This is a genomic window from Mesorhizobium prunaredense, from assembly GCF_900156895.1.
GTDB classification, from domain to species: domain Bacteria; phylum Pseudomonadota; class Alphaproteobacteria; order Rhizobiales; family Rhizobiaceae; genus Mesorhizobium; species Mesorhizobium prunaredense.
Map to the genome: position 1 here is coordinate 1 of NZ_FTPD01000015.1, position 21,975 is coordinate 21,975.

Sequence of the window (21,975 nt, forward strand, 5' to 3'; positions counted from 1 at the left end):
GACCTGAGCCGAGGTAGGACCAATACGCAATTGAGACCTAACCAGAGGAGCGTAGCAAGCCCTCCTCCTTGGCAGCAGCCTCGAATACCTTCCTCACGTCATCGGCCGTGCCTCGTCTTCAAGGACAGCCATGCAGGCCTCGACCGCCTTCTTCCACTCGGGGTCTCCGGGCCACTTCATGAGTTCCGCAGTGGCCACCTCGACGTTGTTGCAGCCGTAGGTGAGCCCAGGTCGGTCGGACCGGAAGGTGAAACCAGTGGAGAGCCATGATACCTCCTACTCGGGCGAGAGATACATCTCCGCCTCCTTAGCGGCAGCAACGAAAGCCTTTCGGATCACGTGAGGGTCAATCGGATCGTCCTCCAGTGCTGACAGGCAGAGAGTCCACGCCTTGTGCCAGTGAGGTCCTCTCCGGGTCCACGTCTTGAGCTGCTCAAGGGCTGCCCTCGCATTGTTGCAGCCATGCCTGCCACCTTCCGTTTCAGTCTTCACGAACACCGGAGGGACGAACCAAAGGGTTGCCATGATACCTCCTACTCAGGCGAGAGATATACGCTCGCCTCCTTGGCCGCCGCCTCAAACGCTTCGCGGCCCTCTTGGGGGGACACTCTGCCCTCGAATACGTCAACGCATGATTGGACCGCTTTCGTCCACCTTGGCCCCTTTGTGTCCCACGCCAGGAGTTCCTCGGCGGCTCGCTCGACGGCTGACCCCATGGCGGGGTAACAGTAACGGCCGTCACCCAGCCGGAACTCGCCCTTGAAATCGGTGCACCACAACGCGTTGGGCACTGAGGCCTGTGACAGTTGCGTGCCCTCGGCCGTGAAGCGTGCTCTTCGAGGGTATGCGGACATCGCCGGCGAGCCTCCTGATCAGGAGCTCCCTGATCTTCCTGGCGCCCCAGTGCGGCTTGTCCTTCTTGGTTGCCACGATCGTCCGCTCGATCTGATCGGGCAACTGGTTGGCGTAGCGCACCGGCCGCCGCGAGCGGTCGGCGAGCGCCTCCAGGCCATCATCCTTGTAGCGGTTGAAGATCTTGTAACCGGTCTTGCGCGAAATCCCGAACTCCCGGCACACATCGCTCATGCCTTCGCCGTCCAGAAGACGGGCCACGAAGCGTAGACGTTCCTCCATCACCGAACACTCTCTCCACGGCATCAACACCTCCGGCCGAAAGCCAAAAGTGTAACCCATTGAAGTGCACCCCTCGGGTGAGACAGAGATCAGTAACAGTTCTCCGTTTCTGCGATTGCCGCAGGGGCTTCCCGCCGCAATCGCATTAGGCCGGCTTCATATTCATCCGGCGATTGATAATCGATCGCGGAATGTAGGCGCTGCTTGTTGTACACGGCGTCGATGAATTCGCCGATCCTGTTCCTTGCATCGTCGATGTCGCGATAGGCTCTGCCGTCGGCTTCCTCCTCCTTCAGCGTTCGCATGAAGCGCTCGGCCTTGGCATTGTCGTAGGGATTGCCCACCCGGCTCATGCTCGGCTGGATGTCGTGTGCCGCAAGTCGTGCGGCGTACTCGGCACAGGCATATTGCACGCCGCGATCGCTGTGATGGATGATGGATCCCGGTGCCGGCCTGCGCACCGCAATCGCTTGGTCGAGCGCCTCGATCGCCAGTTCAGCCCTGAGATGGATCGCCAGTGCCCAACCGATGACTTTGCGGCTGAACGCATCGAGCACGACAGCCAGATAGGCGAATTCCTCGGCGAGGTGGACATAGGTGATGTCGGCGACCCAGAGTTGGTCGATGTCCGCCAGTTCGAGGCCTCTTGCCAGATTGGGCACGATCCGCCAGCCATGCCTGGAATTCGTCGTCATCGGCACGAAAGCGGCCCTGCGCAGGCAAAGCAGGTTGTCCTCCCGCATCAGGCGCAGCACGCGCTTGTGGTTCACATGCCAGGCTTCCCGGCCCAGCAGCACGGCAATCCGGCGATAGCCATAGTGTGGGTTCGCCAGCGCCAGGCGTTGAATGGCATCGCGCAAGCCTGCTTCCTCGCGGCGTGGCGACGAGGCCTGCCAGTACCGGTAATAGCCTGACCGGCTCACGCCAGCCAGCCCGCACATCCGCTCGACCGCGATCATGCCTTGCAGCCCGGACACCATCATCGACTGGATGACCGCGTAGATGTCGTCCCGCCAGGCGCGCCGCTCCGCTGGTGCGCTTTCCCGACGTGCTGCAAGGCTTCTTGAAAAAAATCGAGGTCGGCCGCCTGCTGTCCGACGAGACGCTCCAGTTCGCCGATCCGAGCCAATGCCTTCGAAAGCTCGTCAAGCGCTTCCGACGGCAATGCCGGCGCTGCACCGCCCCGGTCATGCGCCTCACCCAGCCGGCGTACCGCTCGCAGCGGACCCACGCCACCGCGCAGAGCTGCTGGCCCGCCTGCACGAAACTGCTTCTGCCATTGATAGAGACCCTTGCGAGAGATGCCGAGCTCCCGCGCCAACTTGCTCACGTTGGCGCCCGCAGCCATGCGTTGCACCGCAGCTATCTTGAATTCGCGACTGAACCGCCGCCCCGGGTCTTCTTTCCTCATCAGCTCTCCTTAATGGAGAACTGTTACCCTTCTCGTGTCTCAGAACCGGGGTGCACTACACCATGCGTCCGGTACAAAACGTCACCTATGTCTCAGGTCGGGCAAGCTATGTGTCTGATTTAAGCCACCTTTTACAATTTCTCAAGCCTAGTTCCTAACTCCGTTCCTAACGTCCACAAACGATGAAGGCCCAAAACAACGCCGCTAACAACCGTGCTTGGCCTTTGATGGTCCGCATTGTCGCAATTTGCGCTGCACCGCCACTGATCATTCGGCCGCTCCCTTTCCGGCCAGCACTGAAACCCCGTGTTAACGTCGTTCGCGGGTGAGAGGATGCGGCCGCAGCTTGAAAGTGTAGGGTACAGCTCGCTGCCAGGCACGGAGGCGGAAATGAAATTGTTTGGGATTGCGCTCTTGTGCACGGGCATGATGAGCGTAGCAATGCCGGCCGTTCGCGCTGAGGATCAGCTTGTTCCGCCTAACCACGTAGAAGCGCCAGAGCCGGCAGTTCATTGCGAGGGCCAAAACTGCCTTCCACCAGCCGACAACCCTGTCGAGGAATGCAAGGGGCAAGGTTGCACGCCGGCTCCGCCGGTTGACCCAGGTCCGCAGATTGAACAGGTCGACTGAACAGCATCAGCCCACACCCGACTACGAAGGTGATCGCGAATCCGTGGAGAAGGTTGGATTTCAGGTCCTCTCTCCCTCCGCCAATGCACCCTGCCCCAGTAGTCATTCCGGAGGCAAGATTGCAGGTCCGAATCGGATTGAGAAAACGGACGTTCGGCCATCCTATCTGCGCCGACCGTCGCGCCACCCCCGCTGGCGAGACGCCGTGAGCCTCTTGAACCCCGACTGAAGGCCGCCTCCGCCGGCCTACCAGCCTACGGTGAAGGCGGCCTTGTCGCCTTAGGACGAACATTGCAAGTCGGGGGAATAATCCTGGGAGGAGTCCTATGACGAATCCGCCTGGAAGTGATCACCTCGGTGCAGCGCCGGCGGCGCTGGTCGCGGGCGGAGAAGGAGCGGCTGGTTGCGGCGACGTTCGAGCCCTGCGTCACGGTATCGGAGGATTCGCAATATCGTGTGCCGGCTACGTCAACCGATTTGCGACTTCTCCCAAATTTCTCGTGAAGCGCTGGGGATAACCGCACTGACCCCATTTGCGGGGGAATCGGTGTCCATTACCCTTCCGTTAACAAATGGACGATTAGATCTGGTGGGGTCACCGCGAAAATGTTGCGCGAACGAGGAGCCCATCAATGGCTGCGATTACTCTTCCTGGCGATTGGACCGGACAGTACAAGGGATCGGAGCTGAACCTCTCCGGTTTCAACCTCTCCTTTTCTGACGAGTTCAATACCATGGATGTCGTGCCGAACAACGGCACCGGCAAGTGGTTCGCGCCTGTGCACGCCCCCTATGGGGTCGCCACGTTCATGTCGCCGGTGGGGGCAACGAATCCGTTCTCCGTCTCTGACGGGAAGCTGACCATTACCATGAAGCAGGTGGACGGCGTCTGGCAGTCTGGAACGATGCAAACGGTTAACAGCGCCGGCCAGGGTTTCGCGCAAGAGTACGGGTACTTCGAGATGCGCGCAGCCTTTCACGGCGGGGCGGGAGCCTGGCCGGCTTTCTGGATGCTGTCGCCCAATCAGACTGTGCCACGCGTCGAGGTCGACATCGTTGAAGCGTATGGGGGCGATCCCGATGGTCATCACCAGGCGGTGCACTTGCGCAATAAGGAAAGCCACGCTTGGGAAAGCAACTATACGGGCCTCCCCGGTTCGATGTTCGACGGGGCGTTTCACACCTACGGCGCGAGGATCACGACGGACTGGATCACCGTGTACTATGACGGCAAGGAGCTGAGCCGCTTTCCAATGAGCGAGTCCTTCCGCACGCCGCTCTATATGATAGCCTCGCTTGCCATGAATCCCCTTGAGGTCGAACGGGCGTCCGGCACCTACAAGATGGTCATCGACTACGTGCGCGCCTATGCCGCGCCGGACGTGATGGAGCAGCACCTGACCGGGACGGATGCGGCGGATATCCTGAACGGCGGCAGCTTTGATGACGTTCTGGACGGCGGAGCTGGTGCTGACAAAATGTCCGGCGGTTTCGGCAACGACACCTACCGCGTCGATGACGCATTCGACGTAGTCATTGAGGCTGATGGCGCCGGAATCGATCTGGTCATCACCTCGATGACGTATTCGCTGTCCGGCCAGCAAATAGAGCAGCTCACACTCACCGGCGTTGCCGACATCGACGCGATGGGTAACGAACTCGACAACAGGCTGGTCGGCAACGCTGGCAGCAACCTGCTCGACGGCGGGGTCGGAATCGACAAGATGGAGGGCGGCGCAGGCAACGATACCTACTATGTTGACAATGCGCTCGACCGCGTGGTCGAGGGCGACGCGGCGGGCAACGACCGGATATTCAGCTCGATCACCTATTCACTGCCAAGCTATGTCGAAAATCTGACTCTCATCGGCCTTGGCGCTATCAATGGTCGCGGCAATTCTTCCGACAATGAGCTGACCGGGAACAATGGGAACAACACGCTGGACGGCCTTGCCGGCAACGACACCATAAGAGGCGGGGCGGGTAGCGACCGGTTAGCGGGCTATGATGGCGCCGACCTTCTCGATGGCGGGACCGGGGCCGACCAGATGAATGGCGGAGCCGGCAACGATACCTATTATGTGGACAATGTACTGGACAACATAATCGACGAAGCAGGCCTCGACCAGATTTTCAGCTTGGTCACGTACTCACTGGCGGTCGATCGCCGGCTGGTAGAAAATCTGCGTCTGACCGGAAGCGCCAACGTCGGAGCCACGGGAAATTCCCTCGACAACGTGCTTGACGGCAACGACAGCGACAACAAACTGGACGGCGGCCGAGGCAATGATACCGTGCTTGGGCAGGGTGGCAACGATGCACTAACGGGCGGCCTGGGCATTGACCAGCTTACTGGTGGCGCCGGCAACGATTTCTTCGTTTTCAGCGCGCCGCTCTCAGTGGCCAACCGCGACATCATCACGGATTTCGACCATACGGCCGATGCATTCAGGCTCCAGAATTCGGTAATGCAGGGGCTTGGAGCCACCACGGGAGCCCTCGAGCCAAGGTACTTCTTCGCTGGGACTAGCGCGCACGACGCCGACGACCGCATCGTCTATGACAACGTTACGGGTGCGTTGTTTTACGATTCCAACGGAAACGTCGCAGGCGGCGTGACACAGCTCGCGACGCTGACGAACATGCCGACGCTGCTGGCCGACGATTTTTTCGTGATCTGATCCGGCGCCCACAGCGGTGCGCGTGAAAACGAGATCAAGCGCACCGCTGTAACTTCTTGTTTGCGCATCGCTTTGTTCGAAAAACCGGTGACTACTTTTTCGAGCGATGCTCTAAATTTATATTGCTAGGCGATACGTATCAAATCTCTATCTGACGACGTCCCTCAGGCCTGCTCGCAACGTTCAAACAATTCGATGACGAACCATCATGTCGAGTGAGTGTGCCGGCCGGCGTGATCGTGAGATCCCCGCTTACTCGAACATGATCCGAGAGGTTCCTCTTTCTGCGATCAACATTCTCCGAGTTTCCTGGATCCGCTCAGCCTGTTGTTTGGTATAGGGACCCATCGGCCGGGTCTTTTCATCGCCGCGACGAACCCGGCAGTACCAGTGGCCGCTGTCAGAGAAGATTTCAACCGAGGTCGGTGCATCATTGGCCGCCTCCTTGGCGACCTCGTTGATGAATTTCACGACCTTTGAATAGTACCGGGCGGGCGCAACCGTGCGCAAACCACTGGTGACGCTAAGTTCCTGCTGCTGCACTGTGGACATAGTCGAACTCCTTTCGGTCATTTGCTGGCGCTCCCTTCAACCGGCGCTGCGCCAGCGCTGAGCTGGGTGGATATTCTCGAAGCCTATTGATCTGGCTAGCTATCTAGCAAACGAAAGTTATTGACATTTAAACGCAATTTTTATGCTATATGTCTGATGGACATTGAGCTCGCCCGGACTTTCATCGAGATCGTTTCGACAGGCAGTTTCATTCGGGCATCGGAGCGCTTGAATGTCGCCCAGACGACCGTAAGCGCACGAATTCGCAACCTCGAGCAGCAATTGGGCCGCGCGCTTTTTGTTCGCCACAAAGGCGGAGCTTCTCTCACCCCGGCCGGTGAGCAATTTCTGCGCCACGCCCCGATGTTCGTCCAACTATGGCAACGCACCCTTCACCAGGTTGCCGTGCCCCCGGGACGTCGAGCTGTTCTGACGGTTGGCAGTGAAGTCAGCCTTGCGCAACCTCTTCTGCTCGATTGGGTCCGATGGATGCGCGGGTCGCTTCAGGATATTGCACTTCGAGTACACGTCGATGTGCCGCAGGATTTGATCAATCAGGTCGCGTCAGGAATGGTCGACTTAGCTATCATGTACGCCCCACCCCACAGACCGGGTTTGAAGATCGATCTGCTTCTGGAGGAAAAACTCGTCCTCGTGACTACCAATTCCGAAGCGCGCCTCCTGGACGAATCCGATTATGTTTATATGGATTGGGGGCCGGATTTTGAACTTCACCACGGGATGAATTTCCCGAGTGCTGCGCCGGATCTTTCTTTCGATCTCGGTCCGCTCGCACTGAGCTATGTTCTTGCGATTGGCGGCTCCGGATATTTCAGGATGAGTTCTGTGCAGCCTCACATAGAGGCCGGCCGGCTGCACCTTGTGCCTGAAATGCCGCAGTTCTCCTATCCGGTTTACGCGGTGCAATCCGCAAGTGCGGACGAGAGCGTGGTAGGTCCTGCCCTGGCAGGATTGCATTCCGTCGCGAGCGCCGACATCAAATTGTAGGAGTTGTTGGGCGTCTAAAGGTCCGCTTGGATTGACGGGAACAGAAGGTCGACCGTTGTTCCAATCCCTCGTTCACTCGTTATCCGGATCCGACCACCAACCATTTGCGCCAATGCCTGCACTTGCAACATCCCTATCCCGGTGCCCTTCTCACCCTTTGTCGTGAAGAAAGGATCGAACACCTTCCGCAGGACTTCCGGAGCCATGCCGCAACCATCGTCTTTGACGCGAACGCATGCGTAGATTTCGGGCCCGGGCAGATCAGGCGTCGGGGCCGTCTGCACCAATCGCTCAGTGGTGACGCGGATCTCCCCGCCACTTGGCATCGCATCTCGTGCGTTCATTACGAGATTAAGCACTGCAGAGTCGAACAGGGCCGGGTCGATCAAGCAGTTCGGGATATCGGAACCAAGCTCCAGCTTGACGCGGACACCGGGGCCTGCGCCATATCTCAGGAAAGGCTCAAAAGACCTGAGGAATTCATTCAAATTGCCAGCGTGGATATCGACTTCCTGATGTTTTGCGAAGGCCAGTACCAGTGACGTCAGTTCGATACCTCGATCGATTCCCTGCCGCGCTGCCGCAATGTAGGTCCTCACGCTTTCGGGCTCCTCGGCTCTTTTTTCGGCAAGCCTCAGGCCGGATCCGATGACTGCTAGGAGGTTTCTGAAATCATGGGCAATACCGCCAGTCATCTCGCCTAAGGCGGCAAGCCGATGTGTGGCACGCTCACGTTGTTGGGCTGCCGCCCAAGCACCGAGAGGCATATCTACCTGAGAGCGCTCGTCGCGCTTCGCTCGCGTTTTATTATCGTATTGAAACGCACTGCCAGTCATGATGGTCGCCCCTATCGATCATTGACGACAAACAGGAAACTCGCGCTCCCATTCGCATCGTCGTTTGGGTTCTCCTGTTGCTGGTCGTCATGCCTCCTGCACGCATGTCTAGGCGCGCCGCACGATCCCTTTCGTCATGATGTCTTCGACCATCGGAAACGCCTTGACGGCCTCTTCCGGCAGGTCTCCATTCGCTCCGGTTAGCTCCGTCCAGTCATGCGCCTCGGGCCTGCCGACGACGATACGACCGACCATTCCAGCATGCTCATGCGGAATGCAATAATAGTCATAGACCCCCTGCTCGGTGAAAGTAACTGAAAAGCTCTCGTCGGGCAGTAGATAGTCAGAATCCCAAGATTTTGCCGCTGTGGGCATGCGGAGCGGCCGCTCGAAGTTTGTGGGATTGTACGCCGTCGTCGTGTGCGAATTGCCGGGATTGAGATTGGTCCAGCGGATCGTCTGTCCTGGTTTGATCAGAATGCCTATCGGGTCGAACCAAACGTGTGAACCGTCGTCGCGCCCTCGCATCTTGACTTCGATCATCTCGCCACCCGATACGGCCAGAGAAGAGAGGGAAAGGGCGGCGGCGAGCCCGCCGCCAGCGCCCAGTATCTCACGTCGCGTCGGTGTCATTTGGCGACCTGTGCCTCGTCAGCCACCGAAACATGCCACAGCACGACATGGAGATGCGGCTCTTCTACCCCCGGATGGCCGGCATTATAGTAGACGTCCACATGGTCGACATTGCCGCCGGGTGAAGCGAGGTCATCAAAACGCTTGTCTGGATTGAGGTCTTCGATCGGCAGCATGTAAATCGTGCTGACAATGTCGCCATCGTGGTCATAGGCAAGGAACGGTCCGGCAGGCAATGTCGTCGGATCGACGAAAAGTTTGCCCATGCCTGGCAGGAAGTCGGGCAGTTTCACAAGCTTGCTGACCTGTTCGTAAGGAGCGGCTGGCGGAGCTTTGGCGACTTCATTCGCCGCCATGGCGCAAAGCGAACTGCCCACTGTCAGTGCAACTGCGAGGACGAGTTTTTTCATCACGGTATCTCCTTGTTGAAATAAAAATCGCGACGGCTGAAGATCTGGAAGACCGTCTAAAATTCGATTTTCACTTTCTGACACGGCCTGTTCGCGCTCAGCCAGCAAGCAGGAGATTGTTCTGTTCGTCAAACGAAAATAACTGGCATTTAAATCCATTATTTCTGCTAGTCAGGTGCGTACCTGTTTTGCTTGATTTCGAAAAATCTTTCACTACCTCTGAATTGCTATGAATATTGTCAGCCTCGATTTCCGGCGGGAGCCTAAACTCCTCAAAACGGGCCATTAGCCCGGACGCGAGAAAGCACTGGCTTCGCGTCCGGGACAGCCAGCCTCATCTCCACTCCTCAGTCCACTGAGAACTCTGTCCTGCTTAACCAGTGCGGCTAGACGCTCATTTGCGATCGCGTTTGGATCGACACGGAGGTTGAACCTGATGATCTCCCCCATCCTGTCAGAAGAAGACATTTCGCTTGATCTTGTGACTAAGGGAAAGCAATCAGCCTTGTCAAAAATTGCGACCAGGATTGCTCGGAGAAATGGGCTTGACGAGCAGATGGTTCTCCGTGGTCTTTTCGATCGTGAGTGTCTCGGCTCGACGGGCATCGGTCGTGGCGTCGCGATCCCCCACGCTCTGCTCGGTATGATCTCTTCGCCTGCCGCGTCTTTGACACGTTTGGCTCAGCCTATCGATTTCGACGGCCCGGACGACGATCCCGTCGACCTCATTTACACTATACTTTGGCCGGCCTCTGCCAGGTCCGCCTTCCTCCCTGCCCTTTCCCAAATATGCCGGCTGCTTCGGGCATCTCAGGTTCGGGCGCGACTCCGACAGGCACGGTCATCCGATGAGGCGTTGGCGATTCTCGAAGCTAAGCCGCTTCCGGCAATTTCCACCAATTTGCATACTTGCTGCTTCGAGCCTGGCGTTCTGGTGTCCAGGCACTTGAGCCATGCCTAGGCACGACGCTTAACGCACGGACCCTGCCGGAGATATTCGTCCAAGTCGTGGACTTGACCGCGGAGGTCGCGCCTGAAGCGCTCCATGAACTCGCCGCGATGTATGCTAGAAAAAGGCGATCTGTGGCCCGCAATCCGGAAGCAATCCATCCTGGACGCCGCGACCTGCCGTCATGCGGACTGCGTCCGGCTGGTGGATCAGCAAGAACATCGGTCAGGAAGACCTCAAGCGAGCGCTCCAAGCGTTGGCGCAAGCCGCTGGCCTGAGATTCGGTGAGGACATAAAGTTCCCATCACTCTTGAGCCGTGGCGAACATCCAAACACATAACTATCGTAGGGCTATGGCGTAACGTAGTGATCATCATTCTCGGCCATGGCCCGTCAGATATACAGTAAGTGGTTATTATCCTCGCGCTTTGTGAGTTGTGGCCTTTCTGTTCCCAACTCCGTCTCTAACCTCAACAAACGATGAAGCTCGGCCATCGTGCCGCGCTGCTCAGTCTCCTTTGACACGCGCGGTGAACGGCGGGCGCATATACCGCACCCCTAAAGTTTGGAAAGACTGCTCCAGAACAAAGACTGCTCCAGATTGGTATCGAGTTTCGTGGCGTCGCGTGGTTCCGCGCAGTTGCGGGTTGCGCCGACGTATCTTGCACGGCAAGCTGCCTCGAAGCACTCCAGCGATCGCACGTGGCCGCTCCAATGAGGCTATTCTGGATCTTCAGGTTCTGGCGTTCCTTCTCAGCCGCTGGCCTGCTGATCGGAACACTCTTCTTTGCGGCCTCGCTCACCCCTACGCTGCTTCCACGCACGTTTGTAACGCAAGGCGTTCTATCCGGATGCTCTTTCGCGGCCGGATATGGGCTTGGCGTGTTCGGGCGCTGGCTGGCCGACTACCTGGAGTTGCCCAAGCCCACGGGCCGCATCTTGCGGGCCATCAAACTCGTCGCTGCGGCCACCTGCATCCTGGTTGCCGTCGCGTTTCTCTGGCAGGCTTCGGAATGGCAAAATTCGATCCGGCAGCTCATGAGGCTCGAGCCGGTAGACACTGCGCACCCCCTGAAGGTCGGTCTGATCGCGTTGCTGACCTTCGTGCTCTTGATCCTCTTGGCGCGATTGTTTCAGATCACGTTCCTGTTCATCTCGCGAATGCTTGGCCGGATCGTGCCGAAACGCGTGTCATACGTGATCGGCATTGCCGCTGCGGCTGCGTTATTCTGGACGGTGGTCAACGGCGTTTTCTTCAGGTTTGCGCTCCATGCCGCGGATTCGTCCTTCCAGGCATTCGATGAGCTGATCGAGCCCGAGACCCAACAGCCGGCCGACCCCAGCAAGACCGGAAGCGATACCTCGCTGATCGAGTGGGACGAGCTAGGAAGGGCGGGACGGGAGTTCATCGCGACCGGACCGACGAGCAGGGATTTAGGCTCGTTCCTGGGGATGGATGCGCGTGAGCCGATCCGCGTCTATGTCGGATTGCGGTCTGCGGAGACAGCCGAGGAGCGCGCAAAGCTCGCCCTCGAGGAGCTCAAGCGCGTCGGCGGATTCGATCGCTCGGTGCTGATCGTGGTGATGCCGACAGGCACCGGTTGGATAGACCCTGCTGCAATGGACACCGTCGAATATCTCCACGGCGGCGACGTCGCGAGCGTCGCCATGCAGTATTCGTATCTCACAAGCTGGCTGTCCCTCCTGGTCGAGCCCGGCTATGGCGCCGAGGCAGCTCGCGCCCTGTTTGCGGAAGTCTACGCGCATTGGACCACGCTTCCCAAGGAAAGGCGCCCCAGGCTCTACCTGCATGGGCTGAGCCTTGGCGCCTTGAGCTCCGAGCAATCCGCCGAGTTGTTCGAAGTGATCGGCGACCCGTATCAGGGGGCACTTTGGAGCGGCCCGCCATTTCCGAGCAGGATCTGGCGTTCCGTCACCGACGACCGCGAGCGAGGATCGCCAGCCTGGCTGCCACGCTTCAGGGACGGGTCGTATGTGCGGTTCACGAGCCAGGAGAACGGCCTGGCGATCCCGGACGCACATTGGGGACCGATGCGGATCGTCTATATTCAATATGCGAGCGACCCGGTGACGTTCTTCGACTACCGGTCCCTGTACCGACAGCCGGAATGGATGGCGGGGCCGCGCGGTTCCGACGTGTCTCCCGAGCTCAAATGGTATCCGGTCGTGACGCTTCTCCAACTCACCGTCGACATGGCGATGGCCACAACGGCCCCGATGGGGCACGGGCATGTGTATGCGCCGGAGCACTACATCGATGCCTGGATCGAAGTGACTGACGTGCGGGGATGGACCGCGGAGCAGATCAACCGGCTGAAGCTGGAATTTTTGCGACGGCGGTGAAGGGGCGCGGCTGGCGAAGGCCAAGCGCCTGGACGTATGCCGTTCACGACCATCCCGGGCGAAGGCGGTGAGGCCTCACGGCACAGCAGCGAAAAACAAGAACACTGCGAAGATGACCAAGTGTACGATGCCCTGAAGCACCGTGGTCCGGCCGGTACCCAACGTGATCACGCTGACGATCAGCGTCAGTGTCAGCAGGACCTGGTCCTTCTCGTGCAGACCGAGCTCTAGCGGCTGGCCGAGCACTATCGAAACGAGCGCAACTGCGGGAATGGTCAGGCCGATTGCCGCGAGTATCGACCCCAACGCCAGGTTCAGACTGGTCTGCAGTCGGTTGGCCCGGGCCGCTCTAAGCGCTGCCAGTAGTTCCGGAAGCAGCACCACCGCCGCAATTACGATCCCCACGACGGCTTTTGGCACCCCGAGCCGGGCGATTCCCGCCTCCACCGTTGGCGTCAGGGATTTCGCAAGCGCCACGACAGCCACAAGCGCGACGAGGAGCAGCGCTGCGCTGATGGCCGCCGTCCTGTTGGAGGGCGGCGACGCGTGCGCCTCCTCATCGCCCGCCTCAGGCGGCCCCGCGTGCTGCCGGACGGCGTCTGGCCGAGCCGGACAGCGGCGCTGGCGCTGATCGCCGAGGTGTCGCTCGGCGTGTTCCTCGCGATGTCGCTGATGAGCATGAAGCTGTGGACGCTGACCGACCTTGCCGGTCCGCTCTCGGCGCTGCTCGCGCTGCAGCTGGTCCTGGCGGTGATGTTTGCTGTCTATATTTGCTTCCCAGCGCTCGGGCGGAATTACGACGCGGCGGTGGCGTCGGCCGGCTTCATCGGCTTCGGCCTCGGCGCGACGCCGACCGCAATGGCCAACATGACCGCCGTGACCCAGCGTCACGGGCCTTCGCACGTGGCGTTCCTCGTCGTGCCGCTGGTCGGCGCGTTCTTCATCGACATCGCCAACGCCATTGTGATTAAGCTGTTCCTCGCGGCGATTTGATAGCCCCGCGAGGCAGCGATACCGCTGATCTAGGCGAGCAGGGTGACCTGTCCGATGTCGTAGCGGGCCGGCACGACCTTCAGCTTGCCCTCCTTGACCGCCTCGGCGATGATGGGGGAGGCTTGGCTGAGCAATGTCGCCTGGATTTTCGCGTTGGCGTCGATCGCAGCGTCGAGGTTTCCGCCCCGCGGTGGACGCCGCAGGCGTGCGCGCCGCCGTGCGATTTTTCCTACGCATCGATCCGATTGGTTTCTGCTGGAATGGCTCGCAAACAGCAGAAATGCCTACAGGGTTAGTTAGCGTACGCCCTGCCCTCACCTAAGTCTGCAAAGCCTCATTGCAATTGTAGATTCGGCGGGCCGACATCGCGAAGAGATGGACCCGGCGCGATTGCGCCGAAACGAGCCGCTTCAGAGGTTCGGCCGACGACCGAGCCGGCGCAACCTTCCAGCTCGAGAACCGAAAGAATTCATAGAAACAGCCTCTCACAGGTCAGGACGTGGATCTCGCGATCCCACCCAATTGCTGACTTTCGTGAGCCCTTTGCATTAGCATCCGGCGAACCGCCAATCACCCTTACGCCCCGGGGATGCTTGCTTTTTTTCAACGCATTCAGGCGGATAATGGGCGGGGGCCGGCTCAGGCTGATGCCCACGACTCTACAACCTCAAGAGCCAGGCCTCTACTTTCCCTTTGCCCTTGACTTCTATAGCGCCGCGCGGCTCGAAAACGAACTGGTCCTTAAGCCGCTCGTAGACGGCCCGCGTCACCTGAACCGCGTCGGGAATGCTACCTGATTCCATGCGGCTCGCGAGATTCACCGTGTCACCCCACAGGTCGTAAATGTACTTGCTCTTGCCGATGACGCCGGCCACCACCGGCCCGCTGTTGACGCCAACCCTGAGCTTCATCGGGACGTTGTGCTCCATGGCGTGCTCGCGGGTAATGTGGACCATGCGGATGGCCATGCGCACCATGCGCTCGGCGTGGTTGGCGACCGGCACGGGCAGGCCGCACACCGCCATATAGGCATCGCCCACAGTCTTGATCTTCTCGATGCCGAGATCGTTGGCCGCGGCATCGAAGCGCGTGAACAGCCCGTTGAGAAACGTCACGACCTCCTGCGGCGGCATCTCCGATGTGAGAGCGGTGAAACCGACAAGATCGGCGAAGGCCACCGTGACCTCCGCGAAGCCGTCGGCGATCCCTTCCTCGCCGCCCCGCAGCCGGTTGGCGATCGGCGCCGGCAGGACGTTCAGCAGCAGCTCCTCATTCTCGCGGTTTTTGTTCTCGATGACGACATTCTTTTCACGCAGTTCCTCGACCATTCCGTTGAAAGCTGCGCACAGCTGGCCGATCTCGTCGCGCGTGCGCACTGGCACGCTGGCGCGATAGTCGCCGGCAGCGAAGCGTTTTACCCCGGCCGTGAGCTCGCGCAGCGGTCCGAGCAGCGCGCGGGAAAACCACGCGGCGGTGGCGGCCACCACCAGCAGCGCCAGGCCGCCGACGATCAGTAGATCCCGGCGCAGCCGGGCGATCGGTGCAAAAGCCTCGGCGCTGTCGATCTTGGCGACGAGGGCCCACTTGACGCCGGGAATCGCCAGCGGCCCCCACGAAGCGAGCGTCGGGACACCACGGTATCCGATGATCTCGCCGGTACCCTCGACACCGGCCAGTGCCGCCTGAGTGGCCTTGGTGTCGATGCGCTGATGCAGCACCGGCGTCCCGTAACGCTGAATGGCGTCGAGCTCCTCGTCGCCGGCGCCGACGGACTTTAGTTCGGCGAAGTAGCCCTTCCGGTTCTCGTAGAACGCCCGCGGGCCGGAGCGCACCAGATGGTCGGGCCCTACGAGATAGGCCTCACCCGTGTCGCCGAACCCCTCCTGCTGCCAGCGCCGACCGCCGGTGACGACGTCGTCGATCTCCTCGTTCGACAATTGCGCCACCAGCACGCCGATGACGACGCCCCGGTCAATGACAGGAGCCCCCATGAAGGCAATCGGCGCGCCGCCAGAGGGCGCATAAGGAGCGAAATCCTCGAGACAGACGGCCGATCGGTCGGCGCTCTCCGCGCAGCGGGCGACGACGGCAGCGGCGTTGGAGCGGCGGTACGGACCGAACTGGAGGGACGTCGTGAAGTCGGCCTCCTTCTGGACGGTGTAGATCAGGCGACCGGATTTGGGATCGGCGATCATGAAATCGAAAAAGCCGACGGTCGTAGCCGCGGCGCGCATCAATGGATGATACACGGCGTGCAACCTGCTGTAGTCGCTCCCGTCGCCGGCATCGTCCAGAAGCTTGCGCCGCTCCGCCGGGTTCGGATTTTCCACAATGTAGTGATACTGCAGATGGTAGGGGGCGCCACCGACTGGCAGGTAGTCCGACAGGGCTGGTTCCCTGCCCAGGATGCGCGTCATCTGGGGAATGAAGTTCGCGACGTACCAGTCGCCGACCTTCTTTTGCAGTTCGGGCGGCACACCCGCCCGGTCGAGTTGGTCGACTGCGATCCGGAACTCGCGCGTCGCATCGACCACCATCTTGGAGGTGGCGAGCAGGCGCAGATCGGCCTGTATCGTGCGGAAGTAGGTTTCAACCTGGCGCGTCTTGGTCTGGCGGGCGGCCGTGAGCTGGCCGAAGACTGCCTTTTCGAGAGCATTCTGTGCGCGGAAGTAACCGAGCACCCCGGTCACCAGCACCGCGATAGCGCCGAGCAGGACGAGGGTTGTAAACAGCTTCGCGGCCAAGCCCCAGCGTGCGGGTCGAGATGAGCCGGTCACATCTGTAGAAGACATCAGTTAACCCGCTAACCCGCCGCGGCAGAAATGACATCTGCAGCGCGAACAGGGAATGTGAGCATGGCGCTACAAGCAAAATAAAGAACAAGGTGCTTCATGTCAGATCGCATTGGGGACCTCTTCTGCACAGCACAGTGTTTTATCGATCGACTCGAAAATAATCCGGTTTTCGATACATTGATATTAGCGTTGGCAGATGGAACGCGGTTTTCCTCAATCGGCCACCACTTCCCAGGTGTCGTCGGGATTGAAGCGGTCGATATGTTTTACGATCGCCTCAGTAGCCGGCCCGAGATCGGCCTCGTAGACGACGCCGTGCTGGTTGACGGCGAAGGTTTTTGCGCCTGTCTCGCCATATTTGGCCGGCCAGGCGATGAGGCCGAAGCCGGCGATCATGTTGCCGTTGATGACGTAGTCGTAGGCGCCGCCGGCGATCTGGTCGCCCTGGCCGGTCAGGATCTTGTACTTGTAGCCGAAATAGCCTTCGCCCTTGGCCGCGTCCTCAAGTTCGGCCTGATCGATATTGCCGCCAGTCGGGCTCTCACCGTTCATGCCTCCCTCATAGAAACATCGCGTCCAGCCGCTCGATGCTCCAGAACGCCGCGACGGTTCCGATCACATAGGCCGAAGCGACGATAGCCCGCCGCGGTATCGTGATGATGCGCCGTATCGAATGAACGGCGAGCAGGATCGCCGCGATGAATAGGAGCTGCCCGATTTCAACGCCGATATTGAACGACAGCAAAGCGAGCGGAATATCGCCGCGCGGCAGCCCAAGATCAACCAGGGCGCCGGCGAAGCCGAAGCCGTGCAGCAGGCCGAAAGCGAAGGCGACGACCCAAGGCCATCGGATGGTCAGGCTCGACTGCCCGCGCTCCATCCTAACGATTTCGGTCGCGACAAGCAGGATGCTGAGGGCGATCATTGCCTCCACCGGCGCCGACGGCAAAGTGATCCAACCGATGGTGGCGAGAGTCAGCGTGATCGAATGGGCGACGGTGAACGCGGTGATCGTCTCGACTATCCGTCGCCAGCCGCGCACGATCAACATCAGCGCGGCGACGAACAGGAGGTGGTCGATGCCGGAGGCGATGTGCTCGATGCCGTGGCGAAAATAGGTCGCGGCCACATCCCAAGGGTTCTGCGTCGCGGGGATCGCCACGTCGGGCGCGCTAGGGGTGAGCCGCTCGACCCATGTGCCGCCATCGGCGAATTCGATGCGCACCAGCGCGTCGGTCATGGTCTGCGATAGGCCCTCGATGCTCACTTTCTGGCCGGGGAGCGGTTCGATCGCTGTAATCCGCCACGTCTGAACCATGGCGTCGCCCGTCGCGTGCGACACCACCGGCGTCAGATTCTCGACCGCGCCAGAAAAGCGCGGCGAAAGCGCGAGCCTGAAGTCGCCCTGCATCGGCGTCTTGAAGGTTACGCTGAACTCACCCGGGTTTTCCTCTCGAAGCTCTAGAAACGCCGGGCGCATCTCGTGCGTCAGGGCCGGGGAGGCTCCAACGCATGCCGCAACCAAAAGCAATGCAGCGCGCCCGAACCGCAGGAGCAAGGCTAGGAAACGGACCGGGCTCATCGCGACGCCACATCGGCTTTCGGGCCAGGAGAAAGCAGCTTCGCCACCTCGTCACCGTAGACGACACCGTATTTCTCGCGCAGCCGTGCAATGTAGTCGCGGCTGACTTCGTCCTGGCGATCTCTGAGCCATTCGGCTGACACGGCCTCACGCGCCTCTTCGAAAGGACGCGAACCCTGTTCGTTCCGCTCGGAGACATTGATCAGGTGGTAGCCATAGCCGGACTTGAACGGGCCGGCCCAGCTTCCCGTTCTCGCGGCGTAGATCTCGCGCGAAAGCTCCTCGCCGAGCATGCCGGTCGCCTCCTGCTCGCCGAGGTGCTCGAACTCGGTGCCGAGCAGAAATCTGTCGCCGAATCCCGCCACGTCGCCGGCATCGCCGGCCTGGAGCCGTTCGAGCATATCTGCCGCATCGGCGGCGGCGTCCTTGCGGCCGTCCGGATTGAAATAGACCTGTCGGAAACTCGCCTTGCTTGCGACGCGGAACAGGTCGAGATTGGCTTCATAGTATTTTCTAAGATCGGCTACAGTCGGCTCGACGACCTTGGCAGTGTCCTTGAGCAGGAACTCCAGTTTCTGGGCCAGCCGGCGCCTGACAATCGTGTCGTGCTCTTCGAGACCCATTTCCCGCGCCTCGCGAGCGAATAGTTCCTCTTTTATCAGCTCAGTAATCAAGGCTTGCAGCTCCTGGCCATCCGGGGGACGCTGCCACTGGCCCTTGAAAGTTTCGGTGAGCCACTTCAGCTCGCCGTCGCCGACACGCACCGGCTCGATGCTTTTCGTCTGCTCTTCGCTGTCGCCAAGCCATGCAAAGGCAGCGAACAGCACGGTGCCCGCCACGACAAAATGCAGCAAGGGTTCATGAAAAAGTTTCATTGGGGGACGTCCTTGCTAGCTAGGCGGTGTCGATGAGTTGGTGCCGCCTTGGCGAGTGGCGAGCGGTAGGCAGACGCCTCTGGGCGTCTGCCTTGTCTTGATGCGTCGCTTGCTTCCTCAAGTGCCTGGCGTGTACCAAATCGGCGAGGTGTAGGCCCGTTCGGTGATGGTCATCGCCGTGCCTGGCAGGGCCTTTACGCCGAACCGCTTGACGTCGTAGGCGGTCCAGCGCGGGGTCGGGATCTCGATCACCCGTCCATAGTAGAAGGCCGGCTGGCTCGCGTCGAAATCCGGGTCCTCCCACACCGCGCTGAGCTCCGGGGAGCCGATCGTATTGGTCCAGCCGGCGTTCGCGGCATCCACAGTGTCGCCGACCGATGGCAGCTTGCCGGTACCCGCGTCGGGCTTCCGGTCGCCGGACCAAGCCACGTCATAGACCTTCTCGTTCAGTTTGCCGTCCGCCTCCAGCCAGCCCTTGACGATCTGGTAGCGGTCGAGGTTGGCGCCGAGCGGATCTTTCAAGGCGGCGACCAGGAAGGTCGGTTTCTTGCCTTCAGGGGCTGCGCGAAGATCGCCGCCCATCGGCACGCCCTTGGTGTAGCCGATCTGCCCCGGCAGTCGATTTTGCGCATCCTTGCTTTCAAACTCCCAACCGCCGAAGAACCGCACCAGCATGCGCGGGCCGGTGGTGGCGTAGGTCTCCTTGCGCTGCATGGCATCCCAGATCGATGCACGGGTGTTGTCCTTGGCCCAGACGGCCGCGTAGCCGGAGGCGCCGACCTCCCAGTCCATGATTTTGACACCGGTCTGGGCATTGTTGACAAAGGTTGCGCCGATGCGTTCCGGGCTCGGCTCCTGCGGTGTGGTCTTGCCGAAGAAATTGTCCTCTTCCATCGCGGTCAGACCGGTGTGCGCATCGCTGCTGCTGATGAGGCCGAACTTGTAGGGGTTGGTGCCGAGCTCCCGTTCGAGCTTCAGTCCGTTCTTGAGGGCCGAGCGGGCATACTCGAACTCGAGCATCTCCTTGGTCTTGACAACGCTGCCGTCCAGATTGCCCTTGTCCCAGATCTCGAAACTGGCGAATTCGTCGTTCGGCGACAGGAACGGATGCGACTCGCCGGTGCCCTTGGTCTGCGAGGTCTCGTAGAGCCGCTCCCATTTCGCCCGCTGCTCGACATATTCGCGGTCCACCGGCTTGCCGAACTGCTCGACGGTGGGGAACATCAGGCCGCTGCTGAGATTGCCGTTATGCGCGATCGCGAGCACATCGCCGCCGGTCTTCTCTTCATAAGCGCCCATCCATTTCCACAAATCGACCGGATTGTCGCTGCCGTAGGGCGGATAGACGGTGAACGGCTCGACCTGGCTCGCCTTGTCACCATTGTCGCGGAAGATGACATTGCGGTGCAGATTGTTGCCGCCGGTATTCGACGTCCACTCGTAACCGATGAAGGCGGTGAAAAGCCCGGGATTGTTGTATTCCTCCGCGGCGGCGATCGTTTCCTGCCACGCGCCCTTGTAGGCGGTGGTGCCCGGGAAATACATGAGATCCTTGGGAAACGTCCCGTGCGAGAAGGCGACGATGATCTCGATCGCCGCATCGGCGCCTTTGCCCGATTGCATCATGTCGTACCATTTCTTGCCGGTCGGATCGGCGAGCAGGCTGGGCTTGCCGGCGAACAGATCCGGGAAGAAGCCCATATTGTCGGAGTGATCGGAGACCACGAGAAAGTCGAGCGGGCGGGAAAGCTTCACCGGCTGGCCGGTGGACGAGGTAACCTCCTCGCCCCTGGCGAAGCGGTAAGCGTCCCGCGGTGTCAGCTTGGCGCCGAATGCGCCTGCGTCCATGGAGAACGCGGTGTGCAGATGCGTATCGCCGAAGAATGGGCGCGTCGGGAAGTCGCGCTCCGCGTATGGCGAGTAGGCCGGCGGGTGCTGGTGCGCGGCATCGGCCTTTCCCTTGTCCAGGGCCCCGGCGTCCTGCGCAATCGCCGGAAGCGCGAAGCCCATCAGGCTTGCTAGTGCCGTCCCGTACAGCAATGTCTTGGTCATGGATTCCCTCCTGAAGGTTGAACTGCGTCAGTGATGAGCTGGGCGGCAGGCGGCATCGCCGCATGGCTCGTGCCCCACTTGGCAATAGGTTGGCCTCCGACGTGTCGATAGGTGCCGATGAAGTCCGACTTCTGCTTCTCGGATCCGTAGAAGCGAATGAGGCCGCGCTCGCCGGCCTCGCCGACAGCCAGCCGGCCGAGCGCGATCTCGCTGATGACAGCCTCGCCGGTTACCAGAACCAGATCGCCCGGTTCGGCGGAGGCAACATGGACCTTGGCATGCAAGCCATCGGCGCTCGGCTCGAAACGGGTCCAAAGCACCGGCTCGACAAGGACAAGAGAAAAGGCTGGCTGCGATGGCTCGGATGACGCGGCGCGGAGCAATTCGGCGAACCCGGTGAGCGCCGTCTGAGTCGCGCGAAATCGCTGCCCGAACAAATCTGCTCCGGCCCGATTGAAATTCGCCAAGGGCAGCCGCCGCGCCGCGACCTCCCGCGATATGGCACCGATGACATGAAGCGAATCCGGATAGGCCCAGTTCAAAACGCCGCGCGAAACCGACTGCGGGCTGTCATAGCCGCACGCGACTGCTTCCGAAGAGGGGGTCATCACCCCAGCCATCAGGGTTAGCCAGACAACGCCGGAGTTTCTCAACGCTAGAACTCTCATAGTGCACCCACCTAATAGGAAGGTCGCGTCGTCCAGCCGGGCTGGCCGCTGCGAGGGCTTTGCCTGCCCTTGGTGAGGCTCGCGCATTGTTCGGCGGCACGCACCTTCCATCCCGAGATAGGCGAGATAGATGGCGGCAAGGACGTTGTAGGTCAGCATTCCCGCCAGCGGCGAGCTCCTTCCCTGATCCTGCCGGCCCATCCAACTACTTACTGCCAGAGCGAGCAGCGCGACGCCGGTGACGCGGGCGACTGTCAGCCCCGTACCGGTCAGACCGTCGCCGAGCAACAATACGGCGACCGTGCTCGGAACGACGATCAGGGCCACACCCATGGCCGCCTCGATGACACCTGCTGCCGCAAGTAACCAAACAACCGGCACCGCTATCAATGCTCGCCGCGA

General features: G+C 60.6%; 18 protein-coding genes and 2 pseudogenes. 5 read left to right on the forward strand and 15 right to left on the reverse strand.

The genetic code is table 11. The features are described from left to right. Positions 1-276: 276 nt before the first annotated feature. The 4 genes and pseudogenes from BQ8794_RS37360 to BQ8794_RS12915 all read right to left on the reverse strand — a co-directional run bounded on the left by BQ8794_RS37360 (position 277) and on the right by BQ8794_RS12915 (position 2,545). On the reverse strand, positions 277-525 hold the full coding sequence (locus tag BQ8794_RS37360) for a DUF982 domain-containing protein (protein WP_077377821.1): 249 nt from the start codon (positions 523-525) through the stop codon (positions 277-279). Between the two features lie 74 nt (positions 526-599). Next, a pseudogene (locus BQ8794_RS12905) lies at positions 600-1,158 on the reverse strand (helix-turn-helix domain-containing protein); the annotation flags it as partial. A gap of 65 nt (positions 1,159-1,223) precedes the next feature. After that, positions 1,224-2,117 (reverse strand): IS3 family transposase, encoded by an 894-nt coding sequence (locus BQ8794_RS12910; RefSeq protein ID WP_078060887.1) that lies wholly within the window; start codon positions 2,115-2,117, stop codon positions 1,224-1,226. Continuing rightward, the gene (locus BQ8794_RS12915; RefSeq protein ID WP_077377824.1) at positions 2,114-2,545 is read right to left on the reverse strand and encodes a transposase; all 432 of its coding nucleotides are present in this window, start codon (positions 2,543-2,545) and stop codon (positions 2,114-2,116) included. Before BQ8794_RS12915 ends, BQ8794_RS12910 begins: the two co-directional genes overlap by 4 nt. A 1,262-nt stretch (positions 2,546-3,807) precedes the next feature. Between BQ8794_RS12915 and BQ8794_RS12925 the strand changes: the two genes are divergently transcribed. Further along, a complete protein-coding gene (locus tag BQ8794_RS12925; RefSeq protein WP_077377831.1) occupies positions 3,808-5,856 on the forward strand; it encodes a family 16 glycosylhydrolase in 2,049 nt (682 codons plus the stop codon). A 252-nt stretch (positions 5,857-6,108) separates the two neighbouring features. Here the strand turns inward: BQ8794_RS12925 and BQ8794_RS12930 are convergent, their stop codons facing one another. Then, on the reverse strand, positions 6,109-6,408 hold the full coding sequence (locus BQ8794_RS12930) for a hypothetical protein (protein ID WP_077377834.1): 300 nt from the start codon (positions 6,406-6,408) through the stop codon (positions 6,109-6,111). 156 nt (positions 6,409-6,564) lie between these two features. Between BQ8794_RS12930 and BQ8794_RS12935 the strand changes: the two genes are divergently transcribed. Next, the gene (locus BQ8794_RS12935; protein WP_077377837.1) at positions 6,565-7,416 is read left to right on the forward strand and encodes a LysR family transcriptional regulator; all 852 of its coding nucleotides are present in this window, start codon (positions 6,565-6,567) and stop codon (positions 7,414-7,416) included. Positions 7,417-7,430: 14 nt separating this feature from the next. Here BQ8794_RS12935 and BQ8794_RS12940 read toward each other — a convergent pair whose 3' ends face one another. From BQ8794_RS12940 to BQ8794_RS12950, 3 genes are all read right to left on the reverse strand, one after another. After that, positions 7,431-8,252, reverse strand: coding sequence for an ATP-binding protein (locus BQ8794_RS12940; RefSeq protein ID WP_077377840.1), 822 nt, complete (start codon positions 8,250-8,252; stop codon positions 7,431-7,433). Positions 8,253-8,360: 108 nt separating this feature from the next. Next, positions 8,361-8,885, reverse strand: a complete 525-nt coding sequence (locus tag BQ8794_RS12945) for a plastocyanin/azurin family copper-binding protein (protein WP_167378727.1) — start codon at positions 8,883-8,885, stop codon at positions 8,361-8,363. Beyond that, positions 8,882-9,295: a DUF5602 domain-containing protein gene (locus BQ8794_RS12950; RefSeq protein WP_077377843.1), complete on the reverse strand. Its 414-nt coding sequence runs from the start codon at positions 9,293-9,295 to the stop codon at positions 8,882-8,884. The genes BQ8794_RS12945 and BQ8794_RS12950 overlap by 4 nt, the downstream gene beginning before the upstream one ends. Before the next feature lie 436 nt (positions 9,296-9,731). Between BQ8794_RS12950 and BQ8794_RS12955 the strand changes: the two genes are divergently transcribed. After that, a complete protein-coding gene (locus BQ8794_RS12955) occupies positions 9,732-10,256 on the forward strand; it encodes a PTS sugar transporter subunit IIA (RefSeq protein ID WP_077377846.1) in 525 nt (174 codons plus the stop codon). 702 nt (positions 10,257-10,958) lie between these two features. After that, positions 10,959-12,608 (forward strand): alpha/beta hydrolase, encoded by a 1,650-nt coding sequence (locus BQ8794_RS12960; protein WP_077377849.1) that lies wholly within the window; start codon positions 10,959-10,961, stop codon positions 12,606-12,608. 75 nt (positions 12,609-12,683) lie between these two features. Here BQ8794_RS12960 and BQ8794_RS35605 read toward each other — a convergent pair whose 3' ends face one another. Next, complete coding sequence (locus BQ8794_RS35605; protein ID WP_174654436.1) at positions 12,684-13,124, reverse strand: calcium:cation antiporter; 441 nt, start codon at positions 13,122-13,124, stop codon at positions 12,684-12,686. A 30-nt stretch (positions 13,125-13,154) separates the two neighbouring features. Between BQ8794_RS35605 and BQ8794_RS35610 the strand changes: the two genes are divergently transcribed. After that, positions 13,155-13,601, forward strand: coding sequence for a sodium/glutamate symporter (locus BQ8794_RS35610; protein ID WP_167378724.1), 447 nt, complete (start codon positions 13,155-13,157; stop codon positions 13,599-13,601). Positions 13,602-14,260: 659 nt separating this feature from the next. Here BQ8794_RS35610 and BQ8794_RS12975 read toward each other — a convergent pair. The 6 genes and pseudogenes from BQ8794_RS12975 to BQ8794_RS34635 form a co-directional block, all read right to left on the reverse strand. Then, the gene (locus BQ8794_RS12975) at positions 14,261-16,393 is read right to left on the reverse strand and encodes an adenylate/guanylate cyclase domain-containing protein (protein ID WP_174654428.1); all 2,133 of its coding nucleotides are present in this window, start codon (positions 16,391-16,393) and stop codon (positions 14,261-14,263) included. A gap of 216 nt (positions 16,394-16,609) precedes the next feature. After that, a pseudogene (locus tag BQ8794_RS12980) lies at positions 16,610-16,945 on the reverse strand (DUF2950 family protein); the annotation flags it as partial. 10 nt (positions 16,946-16,955) lie between these two features. Beyond that, positions 16,956-17,876 (reverse strand): HupE/UreJ family protein, encoded by a 921-nt coding sequence (locus tag BQ8794_RS12985; RefSeq protein ID WP_244554931.1) that lies wholly within the window; start codon positions 17,874-17,876, stop codon positions 16,956-16,958. A gap of 98 nt (positions 17,877-17,974) precedes the next feature. Next, entirely contained in the window at positions 17,975-18,853 is an 879-nt protein-coding gene (locus BQ8794_RS12990) for a peptidyl-prolyl cis-trans isomerase (protein ID WP_077377863.1), read from the reverse strand. Positions 18,854-18,970: 117 nt separating this feature from the next. Beyond that, positions 18,971-20,905: a DUF3604 domain-containing protein gene (locus tag BQ8794_RS12995; RefSeq protein ID WP_077377866.1), complete on the reverse strand. Its 1,935-nt coding sequence runs from the start codon at positions 20,903-20,905 to the stop codon at positions 18,971-18,973. Beyond that, the gene (locus BQ8794_RS34635; protein ID WP_143744537.1) at positions 20,902-21,963 is read right to left on the reverse strand and encodes a hypothetical protein; all 1,062 of its coding nucleotides are present in this window, start codon (positions 21,961-21,963) and stop codon (positions 20,902-20,904) included. Before BQ8794_RS34635 ends, BQ8794_RS12995 begins: the two co-directional genes overlap by 4 nt. Positions 21,964-21,975: the final 12 nt, after the last annotated feature.

Excerpts from the sequence above, each read along its gene's own strand:
- BQ8794_RS37360 (WP_077377821.1), bottom strand. The coding sequence starts at position 525 with ATGGCAACCCTTTGGTTCGTCCCTCCGGTGTTCGTGAAGACTGAAACG.
- BQ8794_RS12910 (WP_078060887.1), bottom strand. The coding sequence starts at position 2,117 with ATGATGGTGTCCGGGCTGCAAGGCATGATCGCGGTCGAGCGGATGTGC.
- BQ8794_RS12915 (WP_077377824.1), bottom strand. The coding sequence starts at position 2,545 with ATGAGGAAAGAAGACCCGGGGCGGCGGTTCAGTCGCGAATTCAAGATA.
- BQ8794_RS12925 (WP_077377831.1), top strand. The coding sequence starts at position 3,808 with ATGGCTGCGATTACTCTTCCTGGCGATTGGACCGGACAGTACAAGGGA.
- BQ8794_RS12930 (WP_077377834.1), bottom strand. The coding sequence starts at position 6,408 with ATGTCCACAGTGCAGCAGCAGGAACTTAGCGTCACCAGTGGTTTGCGC.
- BQ8794_RS12935 (WP_077377837.1), top strand. The coding sequence starts at position 6,565 with ATGGACATTGAGCTCGCCCGGACTTTCATCGAGATCGTTTCGACAGGC.
- BQ8794_RS12940 (WP_077377840.1), bottom strand. The coding sequence starts at position 8,252 with ATGACTGGCAGTGCGTTTCAATACGATAATAAAACGCGAGCGAAGCGC.
- BQ8794_RS12945 (WP_167378727.1), bottom strand. The coding sequence starts at position 8,885 with ATGACACCGACGCGACGTGAGATACTGGGCGCTGGCGGCGGGCTCGCC.
- BQ8794_RS12950 (WP_077377843.1), bottom strand. The coding sequence starts at position 9,295 with ATGAAAAAACTCGTCCTCGCAGTTGCACTGACAGTGGGCAGTTCGCTT.
- BQ8794_RS12955 (WP_077377846.1), top strand. The coding sequence starts at position 9,732 with ATGATCTCCCCCATCCTGTCAGAAGAAGACATTTCGCTTGATCTTGTG.
- BQ8794_RS12960 (WP_077377849.1), top strand. The coding sequence starts at position 10,959 with ATGAGGCTATTCTGGATCTTCAGGTTCTGGCGTTCCTTCTCAGCCGCT.
- BQ8794_RS12975 (WP_174654428.1), bottom strand. The coding sequence starts at position 16,393 with ATGTCTTCTACAGATGTGACCGGCTCATCTCGACCCGCACGCTGGGGC.
- BQ8794_RS12985 (WP_244554931.1), bottom strand. The coding sequence starts at position 17,876 with ATGCGCCCGGCGTTTCTAGAGCTTCGAGAGGAAAACCCGGGTGAGTTC.
- BQ8794_RS12990 (WP_077377863.1), bottom strand. The coding sequence starts at position 18,853 with ATGAAACTTTTTCATGAACCCTTGCTGCATTTTGTCGTGGCGGGCACC.
- BQ8794_RS12995 (WP_077377866.1), bottom strand. The coding sequence starts at position 20,905 with ATGACCAAGACATTGCTGTACGGGACGGCACTAGCAAGCCTGATGGGC.